The sequence below is a fragment of the Aeromonas popoffii genome (assembly GCF_000820025.1).
GTDB classification, from domain to species: domain Bacteria; phylum Pseudomonadota; class Gammaproteobacteria; order Enterobacterales; family Aeromonadaceae; genus Aeromonas; species Aeromonas popoffii.
In genome coordinates this window covers 1-15,082 of sequence record NZ_CDBI01000032.1, presented here as the reverse complement: position 1 = coordinate 15,082, position 15,082 = coordinate 1, and the positions used below count along the sequence as shown (strand labels likewise).

The window sequence follows — 15,082 nt, the reverse complement described above, 5'->3', positions numbered from 1 at the left end:
AGAATCCCCGATTGTGTTTGCGAACAAGAGATTATCCATGGCCCATGACAACGCTCCTCGCCTCGAGCCCCGCCTGTTTCATCCCCGTTACTGGGCAAGCTGGTTCGGCCTTTCCCTGCTCTGGCTGCTGGCCTTGCTGCCGTGGCGCAGCCAGATGTGGCTGGGCCGCCAGCTCGGCCGCCTCGCCGCCAAGATACTGAACTCACGGGTGAAGATTGCCCGTCGCAATCTGGAACTGGCGATGCCGGAACTGACCCGAGATGAACGGGAAAAACTGCTCAAAGCAAACTTCGAGAGCGTCGGCTGCGCCATCTTCGAGGTGGGCATCGCCTGGTTCTGGCCAGACTGGCGGATGCGCAACCTGATGAAGGTGGAAGGGGAAGAGCACGTCATCGCCGCCATGGAAAAGGGTCAGGGCATGCTGCTGCTCTCCTGCCATTTTTTGACGCTGGAGCTCAACGCCCGCTGTTTCGGTCTGGTACGCCCCGGCGTGGGGGTCTATCGCCCCAACACCAATCCGGTGCTGGAGTATGCCCAGTACCACGGCCGCTGCGCCTCCAACAAATATCTGGTGGACCGGATGGACGTGAAGGGGATGATCAAGGCGCTGCGCAACGGTGACGCCCTCTGGTACGCGCCGGATCACGACTACGGCTCCCACGCCAGCGTGTTCGTGCCCTACTTCGCGGTAGAGCAGGCGGCGACCATCACAGGCACCTCTACGTTGGCGCGGGTGAAAAACACCGTCACCCTGCCCTGCTACAACATCCGCACCAGCGAGGGTTACACCCTGCATATCGGGGCCCCGCTCGCCGACTACCCATGCGGTGACGAGATGGCAGATGCCGCCCGCGCCAACCGCGAGATTGAAGCCGCCGTGCGCAAGGCGCCGGAGCAGTACATGTGGCTCCATCGCCGTTTCAAGACCCGGCCCAATCCGGATGACGCTGGCTACTACTGAGTCAGAAAGGGATGAAAAAACCACCGCGAGGCGATTTGTGATGACCTGCAGTCCGGAAAGAGTTTTCATTCGTGGCTGCATATTTAATGAGTGACAGTGCCGAGCTGCGGGTCAGGCCCCGCCAGGAACAATAAAACGAACGAAGGGAAGCGAACATGAAAGCCACTCTTTTAGTGAGCGCCCTGTGCGCATTGACAGGTTGCAGTCACCAGACCCAGAGCGTGCACCTCACCTCTCTCCCCCTGAGCGACATCACGGATGTGAACGCCCACTGGAGCCCTCTCGGCAGGAACGAATCCCGCTACCCCAAGGAAGCCATACTGGCCGAAAAAATGGGGTGTACCTCGCTCGAGTACGTGATCAATGCCGCAGGCCGGGCCGAGCAGATCCGCGTGCTGACACCCAGTGAGGACGCATTCAGCGAGGCCGCCATGGAGACGCTGCAACAGTGGCAATGGCAGGCAACCGCCGCCAATTCGGGCCATCTCCCCGTCAAGTCCCAAACCCGGTTCGAATTCTGTATCGAGCATAACGGCCAGCCCTGTGACACCCGCGGACTGGCGCAGCGCTGCCCGGGAGAGGACATGGTTCGCAGCACGGGGCAAGTCTACACCCAGGTCTGAGCACAGCCCCCATGGCGGTACATCCCACATGAAAAAGGTGAGCTAACGCTCACCTTTTTCGTTGTCGCCATTGTTCGTCACTGCAGCGCCCTGCAAGGCACAGATGTCATGCCACCGCGTGCAGCCAGGCAGCGATGGCCAGTTGCAGCCGCACATAGTCGACGCGATGGAACAGCATCGACAGGGCAGCTTGCCACCCGGTGTCGGCCGGTTCCTGGGCCAACAAGGCCAGATGGGTCGACAAGTCGGTCAGCGCCGCCAGCCACACTGGCTCCTGCGTAGCGGCAGCATCGACAATGAGCGCAACCCCTTGCCGGATCGCAAGCAGCGCCAGTTGTCGCTGCTCGGGGTCTGCCTGCTCCAGCCAGTACTGCTCGTGATGTTGCCAATGTTGCAGGCCCGAGGTGATACGCATCACGGCATCGCTCCCATTGGCTACAGGCAAGGATTGCAGCGTCAACGGCTTGCCGAGTCCCGCCAGCCGATAGCCTCGCTGCGCCTTGGATTGCGCCCCCAACCTGACCCCGCCAAGACCGGCCAGCTGCCCTGCCAACCCGAACAGGGCCCGTGCATCGCCAGACTTGAGTTCCAGCTCCAGCTCATCGATGCAGGCCTTGCCCAGCGAACCGACGATCTCGCCCTGATCCCAGGCCAGCTCTATCTCGGCACCCTCGAAGGCTATCAGCCAGTAGCGGCGCAGGAAATCAGTCCTGAACTGGGCAACCAGCCTGGTCTGGATTTCGTCGCGCACCACCAAGCTCGGCCAAAGCTCGGCTGGAAAAGCCGCAAGCAGGGGCACATCACCCTGCACGGGGGCATTGTATTCAGGCCTGGCATGCAATCCCCCCACCACCTGACCCCGACATTTAATCGTCTGCTCGGCAAAATCATCGCTGCGACGAATACGCAATCCCATTTCCAGCCGACGTAAATCCAGGGTCGGCGTATCAAAATAGACATTGCCGAGCTCGACTTGGGATCTTGATTTAATTTCTAGTGAATTCAGAAGCTTGGATAGTGGGCGTTGAATATTTTGTGAGACAAAAAACTTTATCTCGATCTCAGTTTGCATAGTCATTCCGGGCTGGCAGGCAACTTTGGGGGGCACAATGTGAAACGCGAGGATATAATGCCTGTGATACATCAGGATTAATTCACGGTTTTATTGATGACGCAGTTCGGTTACCATGCGCCCCTCATAAAATCGTATCGAGTGTTTTTTCACCGACACAGGTTTGTCCATGCCAGTAAATACTATTTTGGGGCTTTTTGCCAAGTCCCCCATCAAGCCGCTGCAGAAGCATATCATCAAGGTTCACGTGTGCTGCGAGCAGCTCATTCCCTTCTTTGATGCCGTTGCCGAAGACCGTTGGGAAGATGCCGAGAAGATCCGGCAGCAGATAGCCCAGCTGGAAAAAGAGGCGGACATCCTCAAGCGTGAAATTCGTCTGAAACTGCCTCGCGGCCTGTTCCTGCCGGTCGCCCGTACCGACCTGCTGGAACTGCTGACCCAGCAAGACAAGATTGCCAACCGTGCCAAGGATATCTCCGGCCGCATGCTTGGCCGTCGAATGGAATTCCCTGCCGAGATGCGTGCCGATTTCATGGCCTATCTCAAACGTTGTATCGATGCGACCGCCCAAGCCGAAAAAGCCATCGGAGAACTCGATGAGCTGCTCGAAACCGGCTTCAAAGGACGTGAAGTTGAAATGGTTGCCGAGATGATCCATCAGCTGGATCTTATCGAGGACGATACTGACACCATGCAGATCGGACTGCGCCAACAGCTGCAAGCTGTTGAGCAGAAATACAATCCGATCGACATTATGTTCCTCTACAAGATCCTCGAATGGGTAGGTGACCTGGCAGATCAGGCCGAGCGCGTTGGCGCCCGTCTGGAACTGATGCTGGCTCGTTCGTAATCGACTGACTGGGTAAACACTATTAATGGACATTATCGCGAATTACGGCACGACTCTGGTGCTCGTGGCGGCCTTGTTCGGCTTTTTGATGGCCTGGGGTATAGGCGCGAATGACGTGGCCAACGCTATGGGCACATCGGTCGGCACCAAATCCCTGACCATACGTCAGGCGATCATCATCGCCATGATCTTCGAATTTGCCGGTGCCTATCTGGCCGGTGGCGAAGTGACAGCGACCATACGTAACGGCATCATAGATACCAACGCCTTTGTCGACACGCCAGATCTGCTGGTGCTCGGCATGATAGCCTCCCTGCTGGCGGCCGGTGCCTGGTTGATCCTGGCCTCCTACTTCGGATGGCCCGTCTCTACCACCCACTCCATTATCGGCGCCATCGTCGGCTTCGCCGTGGTGAGCATAGGCCCGGAAGCGGTTCAGTGGGGCAAGTTCGGCGGTATAGTCGGCTCCTGGATCATCACCCCGGCCATCTCCGGTATCATCGCCTACTTCATGTTCATCAGCGTGCAGAAGCTCATCTTCAATACAGATGATCCCCTGGCCAACGCCAAGCGTTACGTGCCTTTCTACATGTTCCTGACCGCGCTGGTGATCTGTCTGGTGACCATCAAGAAGGGGCTGACCCACGTTGGTCTTCACCTGAGCGATGGCGAAGGGATCCTGCTCTCCACCATCATCTCCATCGCGGTGGCATTTGCTGGCTGGCTCTACATTCGCGGCCAGCAATACAACCCGCAGGATGACAGCAAGATGCACTTCGCCAACGTGGAGAAGGTATTCGGCATCCTGATGGTGATCACCGCTTGTGCCATGGCCTTTGCCCACGGCTCCAACGACGTGGCCAACGCCATAGGTCCGCTCTCCGCCGTAGTCTCGATCGTCGAAAGCTCCGGTCAGATCGCCGGTAAGTCCACCATAGCCTGGTGGATCCTGCCCCTCGGCGGCATAGGTATCGTCATCGGCCTCGCCACCATGGGCGAGAAGGTGATGGCCACCGTCGGTACCGGCATCACTCACCTGACCCCGAGCCGTGGCTTCGCCGCCCAGCTGGCCACAGCCGCGACCGTGGTGATCGCCTCCGGCACGGGTCTGCCCATCTCCACCACCCAGACGCTGGTGGGTGCCGTGATGGGTGTCGGTCTAGCCCGTGGCATAGCCGCCCTGAATCTGGGGGTACTGCGCAACATAGTGGTCTCCTGGATCATCACCCTTCCCGCCGGTGCCATCCTGGCCATCGCCATCTTCTACGTGCTGCAAGCCTGTTTCTCCTGATACGCGCAGCCGCAAACAGCCCGGGTCACTGACCCGGGCTTTTTTATATCCCTCTCCACCCGGAGCATGGGAAGTCAGGGTTCGGTGGCGGCCAACACGGCACCTGACTCTGGATCTATGCGAAATCTCGGGCGTGCCCATCTCCTGCCACTGCGACCGGCTTGCATCCCCTGCCTTGCAGGCGCAGACTGTTTGGCCTTGTTTTGACTCAAGGCGCTTATCATGACTCCTGCCATCAACCTTCTGAAAAAGCTCAAGATACCGCACAAGCTCTACCCCTATGAGTGCGCAGCTCACGACGATTTCGGCAAACATGCCGCGACCCAGCTCGGCCTGCCGGAAGCCCAGGTGTTCAAGACCCTGGTCGCCCATCACGACAAGCAAGCAGTGGTCGCCATAGTGCCCTCGTCGGGCATGTGCAGTCTCAAGCAGCTGGCCAAGGCCACTGGCCTGAAGAAGGTGGAGATGATGAAACCGGCCGAGGCCGAGAAGCTGACCGGTTACAAAGTGGGGGGCATCAGCCCGCTGGCCCAGAAAAAACGGCTGCTCACCGTACTCGACGACTCTGCCATGGCATTTGACGAGATACTGGTGAGCGGCGGCAAGCGCGGCCTCTCGGTCGGGGTGGCGCCACAGGACATGCTGACCCTGCTGCAGTGGATCGCCGCCCCCATAGGTGAGCACCATGAGTAAGCCCTGATACCGACAAACGAGGCCCCGCTGGCGGGGCCTCTGTCATTTTGCCGGGTCAGTCGTTATTGGTACGACAGGCGGCTGTCAGCTCGGATAATCGCAACCTCTGGCGTCCCTGTTCGTCGAAGTTGGCATCGGCCAGCCAGCGCTCGAAACAGGTTTGCAAGGCGGGCCACTCACCATCGATCACCGAGAACCAGGCGGTATCCTGTGCCCGCCCCTTGTCCACCCGGCTCTGGCGAAAGGTCCCCTCGTAACTGAAACCGAGCCGCAGCGCCGCCCGCCAGGAGGGCTGGTTGAGCGCATTGCACTTCCACTCGTAGCGCCGGTAGCCGAGGGCAAAGGCGTTGGCCATCATCAGCGCCATGGCCGCCGTCGCCAGCCGCGATTGTTGCAGGGCTGGCGAGAAGTGCAGCCAGCCCACTTCCATGCTGCCAGCCAGGGGATCGATGCGCAGGTAGCTGGCGAGCCCGAGCGCCTGACCGCTCTTGGCATCCATGATGGTGTAGAACTGGGGGTCCGCCTTGGCGGCGCACTGCTGTAGCCAGCTCCCCATGGCCGCCTCATCGGCAAAAGGCCCGCTGGTGAGGTAGGTCCACATAGCCCCGCTGTCGCTGCAGAACGCCTGCCAGAGGCCCGGGCCGTGACGCTCGGGATCCAGCGGCGCCAACTGGCAGCCCCAGCCACTCAGGAGGTGATGGGGAGGAAATGCAGCCCCCCGCCAGTCGGGCAGTGGGGCACCAACCGGCTGGCCGAACTCGTTCAGATAGATGTCAGCTGCCACAGGCAATCCCTCCCGTTTGCAGCGATCCCGTCTCGTTGCCGGTGGCGACGGCAAAGCCGTCCTGGCGCCACCGATAGACCAGCTGAGCCTCGTAGAAGACGCTGACCTCTGCCGCGCTGACCAGCCCGCAGCTCAATACCTGACTCATGATAACCCTCCTTGTGACTAGACCCGGATCCGGGTGGTGACGATGGTTTTGACGGAGTTGGCGATAAAGCACTCCCCATGGGCTTGACAGTGCAGTTGTTCCAGCTCGGCCAGGGTGGGCTGCCGGTCACCGGCAAACTGCACCAGCGGCTGCAATGTGACCCTGGTGATGGCCTGGCGACCCCTCTCGTTCGCCTCCATGATGCCCACCGCCTCGTCCCGGTAGCTCTCTACCCGATAACCCGCCCTGGCCACCAGCCAGAGGAAGGTGAGCATATGGCAGCTCGATAGTGCTGCAACAAAGGCCTCCTCCGGGTCGACGCGCTCGGCCACCGAGTAGGGCAAGGGCACAACGTGCGGGGAGGAGGAAGCCGGCACCCTGACGCCGCCATCAAACTCCCACCAGTGAGCCCGACTGTAGCGCTGATCGACGAAGGGCTCGCTAACCCCGCACTGCCAGCTGATGGTGGCGCTGTATTCCGACATGCAGACTCCTTTCATTGCCAATATCTGTTGATCCCGAACCTTGAGCCTCAATGTAGCGACATAATGGCCTTGCCACGCCGACCAATTTTGCCAGTATGAGCAGACCAATTGTCTGCTTGGAAATAGCCATGTCTGCCCTGCCAACCCTGTTTGCCACTCAGCAACCCAGCGATCTGCCGCTGCACGAGCAACTGGTACGTACGTTGCGAGGCGCCATTCTGGCCGGCCATCTGCCCCAGCACAGCCGGCTGCCCGCCAGTCGCATGCTGGCCGGCGATCTCGGCATCTCCCGCAGCACGGTAGAGCTGGCCTATGGCCGGCTGGAGGCAGAAGGCTATCTGGTGCGCAAGGTGGGGGCTGGCAGCTTCGTGGCGCTGGCGGCCGTGTGCCCGGCGCCACGTCCGCCCCAATCGGTGGCCGGACTCTCCCGCCGTGGCCAGGAGATGGCGGCAGGGGGTGCCTGTCACGACACACCACACATCGGCACCTCCTTTGCCTCCAGCCAGTCGGATCCCCGCCTCTTCCCACACGGGCTCTGGGGCCGGCTGATGCAGCAACAGTGGCGCCAGCAAGGGGAGCGCTGGATGAACTACGGCGACCCGCAGGGGTTGCCCGAACTGCGCAGTGTCATCAGCAGCTATCTGGTGCAGTCACGCGGCGTGGTGTGCGAGCCGGATCAGATCCTGATCCTCACCAGCTCCCAGCAGGGGATCCTGCTGGCGACACAGCTGCTCATCGATGTCGGCGACACCGTCTGGGTGGAAGACCCCGGTTATCCCGGGGCCCGCACCGCCATGGAGAGCGCCGGAGCCAGGGTCCACCCTGTGCCTGTGGATGGGGAGGGGCTCAATCCGCAGGGACACCATCCGGCACCGCGCCTCATCTACACCACGCCGGCCCACCAGTATCCCCTCGGCGTGCCCATGAGCCTGCCTCGCCGGATGGCGCTGCTGAACGAGGCAGAGCGTCACGGCGCCTGGATCCTGGAGGACGATTACGACGGTGAGTATCAGTACGATCAGCGCCCGCACCCCGCCCTGCAAGGGCTGGATGCCCAGGGGCGGGTCATCTATGTGGGTACCTTCAGCAAGGTGCTGTTTGGCTCGCTTCGACTCGCCTATCTGGTGCTGCCGAAGCCGCTGATGAGTGCCTTCTGCCGGGCCAGGGCCGCCTTCGATGGCCACAGCAACCAGTTGCAGCAGGCGGTCACTGCAGATTTCATCCGTGCCGGTCACTTCGCCACTCACCTGCGCCAGAGCCGGCTCATCTATCAGAGCCGGCGCGATCTGCTGCTAAGCGAGCTCGCCAGTCACTGCCCGCAGGTCACCCCGGTTTATAGCGGCGCCGGATTGCAGTGCACCGTACTGCTGCCCGTCGGCGGCGAGGCCCGCTGGACAACAAGCGCCAATACCAGCGGGATAGGCCTGCGCCCACTCGGCCAGTTCTATCTAGGCCCGCCGGGTCTGGAGGGCTGGCTGCTCGGCTTTGGCGCCCTCGACAATCAGACCCTGCGCCGGCTCTGTCGCCAGCTGGGCAGCCTGATGGCATCATCCTGATGAAGTCATCCCGGTAGCGAGGCAAGCCCGCGCAGGGCGCAGCCCCAGGCTGCCGGACTATAATGGATAAACCCAAGTCGTAGAGCCTGGCCGAGATGTATAGACTCCTGTTCCTGATCTTCTGCCTTTCTCTCTCCTCCACCCCGATGGCGGCCACCCGCTTCACCTACATCAGTCCCGAGAGCGAACGGGATCCGCGCATGACCTATGACAGGGAGCTGCTGCGTCTCGCCCTCGACAAGACCCGTGACACCTTCGGCGACTATGAGCTGGTGCCCGCCCCGACCATGACCAAGGCCCGGGTGCGGCTCAGCCTGCAGCTCAACAGTTTCACCAACCTGTTTGCCATGGACAGCTACAGCAGCGCACGCGACGGCAAAGGGCTGGCGTATGTCCGCTTCCCCATTCATCTCGGCATCGTCAGCTATCGCGTCTGCTTCGTCAGTCCTCAACAGCAGGCGGCCCTGGCGGAGGTAGATGATCTGGCAGGGTTGCGCCATTTCACGTTTGGTCAGGGCAAGGGCTGGCTGGATGTGGAGATACTGCGCCATGCCGGTCTCAAGGTGGTAGAGGTGGATGGCTACGAGATACTGTTCAAAATGGTAGCGCGCGGCCGGTTCGATCTCTTGTGCCGCGGGGCGAGCGAACTGCGCAGCGAGCTGCTGACCCACAAAGATATAGGGGATCTGAAGATGGATCCCTACCTGCTGCTCTACTACCCGCTGCCCAGAGTCTTCTATACCAATGTGGCAAACGGTGAGGCCCTGAAACGGGTAGAGACAGGGCTGCGCCAAGCCTGGCAAGATGGTTCGCTGCAGGCCTTGTGGCGCCAAAGCTTCGGCCCCGCCATCGCCTTTGCCGGGCTCAAGCAGCGGCGTATGCTGCGACTGGAAAACCCCTTCCTCGAGGGGATCAGCTTCGACTACCGCCCCTACTTCTACAACCCCATGACGGATCGCTTCGGCGATCCATGATGGGCCTCAACCCTGTTCGCGGCAGAGCGCCAGCCAGGCCTCGGCGGTGCGGGAGAGATAGCGTTCGCTCGGCCATATCACCCCGAGTCGCCAGCTGAGCTCGGGCAGGAGCGGCCGCAGCACCAGACCGTCCGGGGTCAGCCGACGGCAGATGGGTTCGGGCAAAAAGGCGACTCCCATGCCGCTGCGCACCATGGCGGTGAGAAAGTCCCACTGGCTGCTGCGGGCCGCCACCTGGGGCACGAAGCCCGCCTGCTGGCATGCCTGCTCCAGCCGCTCGCTCAGGGTGAAGGCCTGGGTGTAGAGCAGGAAAGGTTCATCGTGCAAATCCTCCAGCCGGATCTCGCGGCACGCGCGCCAGCGCGGCAAGTCCGGCAGCACCACCTGGATGGGATACTGATCCAGCTCCAGCGCACTCAGGGCGCCCCCCTCCCGGGTCGGCAGCATGGTGATGGCCAGATCCAGCTCCCCCGCCAACACCGCCTGCTCGATGCGCCGACCGCCATATTCGACGATGGAGAGCTCCACCTTGGGATAACAGCTGCGATAGGTGCGGATGAGATCCGCATAGACGTGACCCACCATGGGCGGGATGCCGAGGGCTAACCGGCCAAATTGCAGGCTCTGCAGATCCGCAAGCTCGGCCTCCAGCTGCTGCATCTCGGCCAGTATGGTCTGGGCCCGGTTGAACAGTACCTGACCGCTGTCGGTCAGGGTGAAGCGGCGCCCTTCACGGTTGAGCAGCGGCTGACCCAGCTCCTCCTCGATGTTGCGAATCATCTTGCTGATGGTGGGCTGGGTGACAAACAGCTTCTCGGAGGCGCGGGTGAAGCTCTGCTCGCGTACCAGTTCGACAAAGTAACGCAGGGCTCGGATATCCATAGTGCTCTCTCACAGGCGGCAAGCCTTAATCATGCCTCTTTGGCATGAATTTGATAATTTAAATTCATTTTTTGCAGGTTTGGCCTGTCTCTATACTGTGAGCCAGTTCACAGAAAGACACCCATCATGAAAGCCCTCTGCATTCGCTGGTTACAGACGCCCTTCCAAATCGCCCTGCTGGCCGCCATCTGGCTGCTGGCCGATGCGGCGGTACGCACCTTCCATCTGCCGCTGCCCGCCAACCTCACCGGCATGCTGGCGCTGCTGGTCCTGATCCTGCTCGGCGTGGTCAAGACCCAGTGGTTCAGCGCCGGCGCCCGCTGGCTGCTGGCCGAAATGCTGCTGTTCTTCGTGCCGGCCGTGGTGGCCGTGGTCAACTATCAGGATCTGCTGTTGCAGGAGGGGTGTCGCATCATGCTGGTCTTGCTGATCAGCACCACCCTGGTGCTGGGTACCACGGCGCTGGTGGTGGACAGGGTCTATCGACTCGAACTGAAGCTCGCCAGCCGGAGTCGCCGTCATGTCTGATACCCTGCTTGGCCTGCTCTGCTTCGCCCTGACCCTACTGTTCTACTACGCCAGCAAGTGGCTCTATGGCCGCAAGCGCATACTGCCGCTGATGCCGCTGCTGCTGGCCCCCACCCTGCTGGTGGCCGTGGTGCTGCTGTTTCATATCCCCTATCAGGACTACATGGCCCAATCCCACTGGCTGCTCTGGCTGCTGGGCCCGGCCACCGTTGCCTTTGCCGTGCCCGTCTATGAGAATCGCCAGCTGATCCACCGTCACTGGCTCTCCCTCTCGGTCGGGGTCGTCGCCTCCGTCATCATGGCCGTGGGCAGCACAGTGCTGCTGGCGCGCTGGTTGCACCTCTCCGACATGTTGCAGCGCAGCCTGGCGATGCGCTCCATCACCACACCGTTCGCGGTGGAAGCGACCCGCGCCATCGGCGGCCAGAGCGATCTCACTGCGCTGTTTGTGGTGCTGACCGGCGTCATCGGCATGGCGGTGGGGGAGAGTGTGCTCACCCTGCTCGCCATCCGCAGCCGCCTCGGCAAGGGGGCCGGTTTCGGCGCCTCGGCCCATGGCGCCGGTACCGCCAAGGCGTACCAGATGGGTAACGAGGAGGGCGTCGTCTCCAGCATGGTGATGATGATTGCCGGCATGGTGACTGTGTTGTTCGCCCCCCTGCTCGGCAAGGTGTTCTGGTAATCCGGCTTGCGGTCAAGCCAGGTCCGTTTTTCCCTGCCAGGGGCGGCAAGCCTGCGCCTCTTGACACGCACCTCAGCAAAAAGCCCGGGTCAGTGACTCGGGCTTTTTCATGACGGACAGCTGGCAGACGCCGCGCCTACTCCTCGATAAAGGTCCACTCGTCTCGCACCCGGCTGATGGCATCGAGCCGGCGCTTGGCGAGCTGCTCGCGAATGGCTTCGCCCTTGAAACCGGCGGCCACTATATCCTTCACAGGCACGGCCTGGGCTGCACCGAGCGCCTGGGCCACATAGTCAGGCTCGGCATAGACCCGCTCCTCGAAGCCGGTACGACCGTGGAAGTCGGCGCGGCAAGCATCCAGCAGCTGGGCGAAACGCTCGGGTCTGCGCCAGGCATCCGCCTTGTCGAACACCTTGAGCAGGGTCGCGGGCTTGAGTTCGAAGGCAATGTGAATATGGGTGTGCAGATCGCTCACCAGCAGCGCCAGATCGCGACAGTCGTTCGGCACCCGAAAGCGTTCGCAAAAGTCGCGGATCAGCGGCAGTCCCTTCTGGCCGTGACCGTGGTGGCTCGGCCAGAAGGCGGGCGGGGTCAGCCCTTTGCCAAAGTCGTGGCACAGTGCAGCAAAACGCACCGCCAGCTCGGGAGAGAGGCGACACGCCTGCTCCAATACCATGAGGGTGTGGATGCCGGTGTCTATCTCCGGGTGCCACTTGGCGGGCGCTGGCACACCAAACAGGGCGTCCAGCTCCGGAAACAGCGCCTTGAGGGCACCACATTCGCGCAGCACCTCGAAGAAGATCTGGGGTGTCTGTCCCAGCAACACCTTCTCCAGCTCCTTCCAGACCCGCTCCGGGGTCAGGTGGGCCAGCTCGCCGGCATCGGTCATCTCGCGCATCAGCGCCAGCGTCTCGGGGGCCACGACGAAACCCTGGGCGTGGAAACGGGCGGCGAAGCGCGCAACCCGCAGGATGCGCAGCGGATCCTCGGCAAAGGCCGGGGAGACATGACGCAGCAAGCGTTGTTCCAGATCCTGAATGCCGCCATAGGGATCGTGCAGCCGACCCTCGTCATCCTCGGCGATGGCATTGACGGTGAGATCCCGGCGCAGCAGATCCTGCTCCAGCGTCACCTCGGGGGAGGCGTGGCAGACAAACCCTGTGTAACCGCAGCCCTGTTTGCGTTCGGTGCGGGCCAGGGCATACTCCTGCTGGGTCTTTGGATGGAGAAACACAGGGAAGTCGCGGCCCACCTGGGTGAATCCCAGTGCCAGCATCTGCTCCACGGTCGCCCCCACCACCAGGTGATCCCGATCCCCTTGCGGCAATCCCAACAGGCGATCCCGCACTGCGCCCCCAACCAGATAAGTCTGCAATCTCTGTCTCCCTTGATAAACCTGCCTAGATTATACCGGTTTTGCCTGGCGGACACGATGACACCGCCATGCCTCCCGCGATCAGGCTGCCGCGATCACCCGGCCAGCTTGGCCCGACAGCCACAGTGGCCCACCACAACCAGACTACATTCGATAAAAACAGCGGTTTTGGCTGCCAGATGCGCCAGCCCCCCTTATGGCATCCGGGTCTTTGACATCCCAGTGGGGAGGCTTTAACCTGCCGCCCATAACAATGGAATGGATCCTTATGTACACACAGTTCTTCGGTCTGTCGGAGCCCCCGTTCTCCATCTCGCCCAACCCCAAATACCTCTATATGAGTGAACGTCACGGGGAGGCCCTCGCCCACCTCAACTACGGGTTGCAGGATGGGGGAGGCTTCGTGTTGCTAACCGGGGAAGTGGGAACCGGTAAAACCACCGTCTCCCGCTGCCTGTTGCAACAGTTGCCGGCCGAGACCGAGATCGCCTACATCCTCAATCCATCCCTGACCGAGCGTGACCTGCTGGCGGCCATCTGTGACGAGTTCCAGCTGCCGTACGACAAGGACGCCGGTCTCAAGCTGCTGTTCGATCTCATTCGCGATCACCTGCTGGCCAACCTGGCAGCAGGCAAGCGCAGCGTGGTGCTGGTGGATGAGGCCCAACATCTGCTGCCCGGCGTGCTGGAGCAGCTGCGCCTGCTCACCAACCTGGAAACCGACGAGAAGAAACTGCTGCAAGTGGTGCTTATCGGTCAGCCAGAGCTGCAACAGATGCTGCGCCAACCCCTGCTGCGCCAGCTGGCCCAGCGCATCACGGCCCGTTATCACCTGCTGCCGCTTTCACATCAGGACGTGGATGCCTATGTTCGCTTCCGGCTGCAGATCGCAGGCTGCGTCCAGCCCATCTTTACCCCCAAAGCGCTCCAGACCCTGCACCGCCTCTCCGGCGGCATTCCTCGCCTCATCAACCTCATCTGCGACCGCGCCCTGATCGCCGCCTTCGCCCGTGGCAGCCACAAGATAGTCCACGGTGACATCAGCCTGGCGGCCTATGAGGTGAGCGGCATTCGCGACGAAGGCACCTGGCAGTCCGGCCTCATGGTCGCTCTGGCAGGGGCCTTGCTGGTCGCCACCGGCTGGTGGGGCTGGCAATTCTTCGGCTTCTTCCCCGAGCGCCCCGTGATCAAGGTGGAGGTGCCGGTCAAGGTTGACGACACCCCGGAGCAGCAGGAGCAGCTGACCCGCGCCATCAATCAGGCGCTGGAGCCAGAGAGTGCCATGCAGAATCTCTACAAGGTGTGGGGCTACCGGACAGAGCTGGAGGAGGCGACCTGCGACAACGCACCGCGCGCCGGTTTGCGCTGCCAGGAGGGCGATGCCTCGCTGGCAGAGCTGCAAGCCCTGCAGCACCCGGCCCTCATCAGCCTGACCGACGAGACAGGCGGCATCTATTACGCGACCCTGGTCAGCCTGGGGCCGGACAAGGCCAACCTGCTCATCGGCAACCAGAGCTGGCAGGTGGACAGGCAGTGGCTGTCAGACTTCTGGGGTGGCAGCTACACCCTGCTGTGGCGCATGCCCAAGGGCGGCGTCGCCCTGATTGGCAACAATGCCGGGGCGACCCAGGTGCAGTGGCTGGACAACACCCTCAGCCGCGCCTTGCAGCAGCCGGATCGCAAGGTGCGTCGCTTCGACGCCGAGCTCAAGAGCAAGTTGCAACAGTTCCAGCGCGAACAGGGGCTGAACCCGGACGGCATCGCCGGCAGCAATACCCTGCTGCGCCTCAACGTGATGGCCGGCGAACCCATGCCGAGGCTGGAAGATGAGTCCCAACGCACCAGCACACCGGCCACGCTGGATACCATGAACGATGAGACCATGGCCACATTGTCGGAGGAGGCTTCCTGATGTCTACCCTGCTCAAGGCACTGCGCCGGGCCGAACAGCCCCAGTTCACCCCCCATATTCCAGCGATGGGGCTGCCCGTCACCCAGGAAGAGGAGCAGAACCGGCGCTGGATCTGGTGGCTGCTGGCCCCGCTTGCCCTGCTGATGGGAGCTGGCGCCAACTATGGCTGGCACCTGTTCAACAACCGCCCCATCGAGAAGACGGTGGAGGTGAAAGAGGTGGTCACGCCGCCGTTCGTGCGGGTCGAACCCAGGCCCATGATCACC

The 15,082-nt window shown here is 62.0% G+C and carries 16 protein-coding genes and 1 pseudogene; 11 read left to right on the top strand and 6 right to left on the bottom strand.

Annotation, left to right across the window (positions count from 1 at the left end):
- The first annotated feature begins 37 nt into the window (after positions 1–37).
- Together lpxL and BN1129_RS06640 are read left to right on the top strand one after the other, a co-directional pair.
- On the top strand, positions 38–961 hold the full coding sequence (lpxL, locus tag BN1129_RS06645; RefSeq protein WP_042035358.1) for an LpxL/LpxP family Kdo(2)-lipid IV(A) lauroyl/palmitoleoyl acyltransferase: 924 nt from the start codon (positions 38–40) through the stop codon (positions 959–961).
- Positions 962–1,116: 155 nt separating this feature from the next.
- A complete protein-coding gene (locus BN1129_RS06640; RefSeq protein WP_042035357.1) occupies positions 1,117–1,584 on the top strand; it encodes an energy transducer TonB in 468 nt (155 codons plus the stop codon).
- Between the two features lie 106 nt (positions 1,585–1,690).
- Here the strand turns inward: BN1129_RS06640 and BN1129_RS06635 are convergent, their stop codons facing one another.
- Positions 1,691–2,656 (bottom strand): CYTH domain-containing protein, encoded by a 966-nt coding sequence (locus BN1129_RS06635; RefSeq protein WP_042035356.1) that lies wholly within the window; start codon positions 2,654–2,656, stop codon positions 1,691–1,693.
- A 169-nt stretch (positions 2,657–2,825) separates the two neighbouring features.
- Between BN1129_RS06635 and BN1129_RS06630 the strand changes: the two genes are divergently transcribed.
- The 3 genes from BN1129_RS06630 (at position 2,826) to ybaK (ending at position 5,490) form a co-directional block, all read left to right on the top strand.
- Positions 2,826–3,506: a TIGR00153 family protein gene (locus BN1129_RS06630; protein WP_042035354.1), complete on the top strand. Its 681-nt coding sequence runs from the start codon at positions 2,826–2,828 to the stop codon at positions 3,504–3,506.
- A 25-nt stretch (positions 3,507–3,531) separates the two neighbouring features.
- On the top strand, positions 3,532–4,797 hold the full coding sequence (locus BN1129_RS06625) for an inorganic phosphate transporter (RefSeq protein ID WP_042035352.1): 1,266 nt from the start codon (positions 3,532–3,534) through the stop codon (positions 4,795–4,797).
- A gap of 222 nt (positions 4,798–5,019) precedes the next feature.
- Complete coding sequence (gene ybaK / locus BN1129_RS06620) at positions 5,020–5,490, top strand: Cys-tRNA(Pro) deacylase (protein ID WP_042035351.1); 471 nt, start codon at positions 5,020–5,022, stop codon at positions 5,488–5,490.
- A 55-nt stretch (positions 5,491–5,545) separates the two neighbouring features.
- Here ybaK and BN1129_RS06615 read toward each other — a convergent pair whose 3' ends face one another.
- The 3 genes from BN1129_RS06615 to BN1129_RS06610 are packed head-to-tail and all read right to left on the bottom strand — an operon-like array spanning position 5,546 to position 6,907.
- A complete protein-coding gene (locus BN1129_RS06615) occupies positions 5,546–6,274 on the bottom strand; it encodes a GNAT family N-acetyltransferase (protein ID WP_042035350.1) in 729 nt (242 codons plus the stop codon).
- On the bottom strand, positions 6,264–6,422 hold the full coding sequence (locus BN1129_RS23175; RefSeq protein ID WP_157013286.1) for a hypothetical protein: 159 nt from the start codon (positions 6,420–6,422) through the stop codon (positions 6,264–6,266). Before BN1129_RS23175 ends, BN1129_RS06615 begins: the two co-directional genes overlap by 11 nt.
- Before the next feature lie 17 nt (positions 6,423–6,439).
- A complete protein-coding gene (locus tag BN1129_RS06610; RefSeq protein WP_042035348.1) occupies positions 6,440–6,907 on the bottom strand; it encodes an OsmC family protein in 468 nt (155 codons plus the stop codon).
- 128 nt (positions 6,908–7,035) lie between these two features.
- Between BN1129_RS06610 and pdxR the strand changes: the two genes are divergently transcribed.
- Both pdxR and BN1129_RS06600 read left to right on the top strand, forming a co-directional pair.
- Entirely contained in the window at positions 7,036–8,463 is a 1,428-nt protein-coding gene (gene pdxR, locus BN1129_RS06605; RefSeq protein WP_042035347.1) for a MocR-like pyridoxine biosynthesis transcription factor PdxR, read from the top strand.
- A 95-nt stretch (positions 8,464–8,558) separates the two neighbouring features.
- Positions 8,559–9,437 (top strand): hypothetical protein, encoded by an 879-nt coding sequence (locus BN1129_RS06600; protein ID WP_042035345.1) that lies wholly within the window; start codon positions 8,559–8,561, stop codon positions 9,435–9,437.
- A 6-nt stretch (positions 9,438–9,443) separates the two neighbouring features.
- Here BN1129_RS06600 and BN1129_RS06595 read toward each other — a convergent pair whose 3' ends face one another.
- The gene (locus BN1129_RS06595) at positions 9,444–10,319 is read right to left on the bottom strand and encodes a LysR family transcriptional regulator (protein WP_042035343.1); all 876 of its coding nucleotides are present in this window, start codon (positions 10,317–10,319) and stop codon (positions 9,444–9,446) included.
- Positions 10,320–10,445: 126 nt separating this feature from the next.
- On the opposite strand from BN1129_RS06595, the gene BN1129_RS06590 reads away from it, so the two are divergent.
- Together BN1129_RS06590 and BN1129_RS06585 are read left to right on the top strand one after the other, a co-directional pair.
- Positions 10,446–10,847, top strand: coding sequence for a CidA/LrgA family protein (locus BN1129_RS06590; RefSeq protein ID WP_042035341.1), 402 nt, complete (start codon positions 10,446–10,448; stop codon positions 10,845–10,847).
- Entirely contained in the window at positions 10,840–11,529 is a 690-nt protein-coding gene (locus BN1129_RS06585; RefSeq protein ID WP_042035339.1) for an LrgB family protein, read from the top strand. The genes BN1129_RS06590 and BN1129_RS06585 overlap by 8 nt, the downstream gene beginning before the upstream one ends.
- 136 nt (positions 11,530–11,665) lie before the next feature.
- On the opposite strand, the gene BN1129_RS06580 is transcribed toward BN1129_RS06585, so the two are convergent.
- Complete coding sequence (locus tag BN1129_RS06580) at positions 11,666–12,904, bottom strand: multifunctional CCA addition/repair protein (protein ID WP_042035338.1); 1,239 nt, start codon at positions 12,902–12,904, stop codon at positions 11,666–11,668.
- 268 nt (positions 12,905–13,172) lie between these two features.
- Between BN1129_RS06580 and BN1129_RS06575 the strand changes: the two genes are divergently transcribed.
- Complete coding sequence (locus tag BN1129_RS06575; RefSeq protein WP_042035336.1) at positions 13,173–14,816, top strand: ExeA family protein; 1,644 nt, start codon at positions 13,173–13,175, stop codon at positions 14,814–14,816.
- A pseudogene (gene exeB, locus BN1129_RS06570) lies at positions 14,816–15,082 on the top strand (GspB family T2SS assembly factor variant ExeB); the annotation flags it as partial. The gene BN1129_RS06575 and the pseudogene exeB, both read left to right, overlap by 1 nt.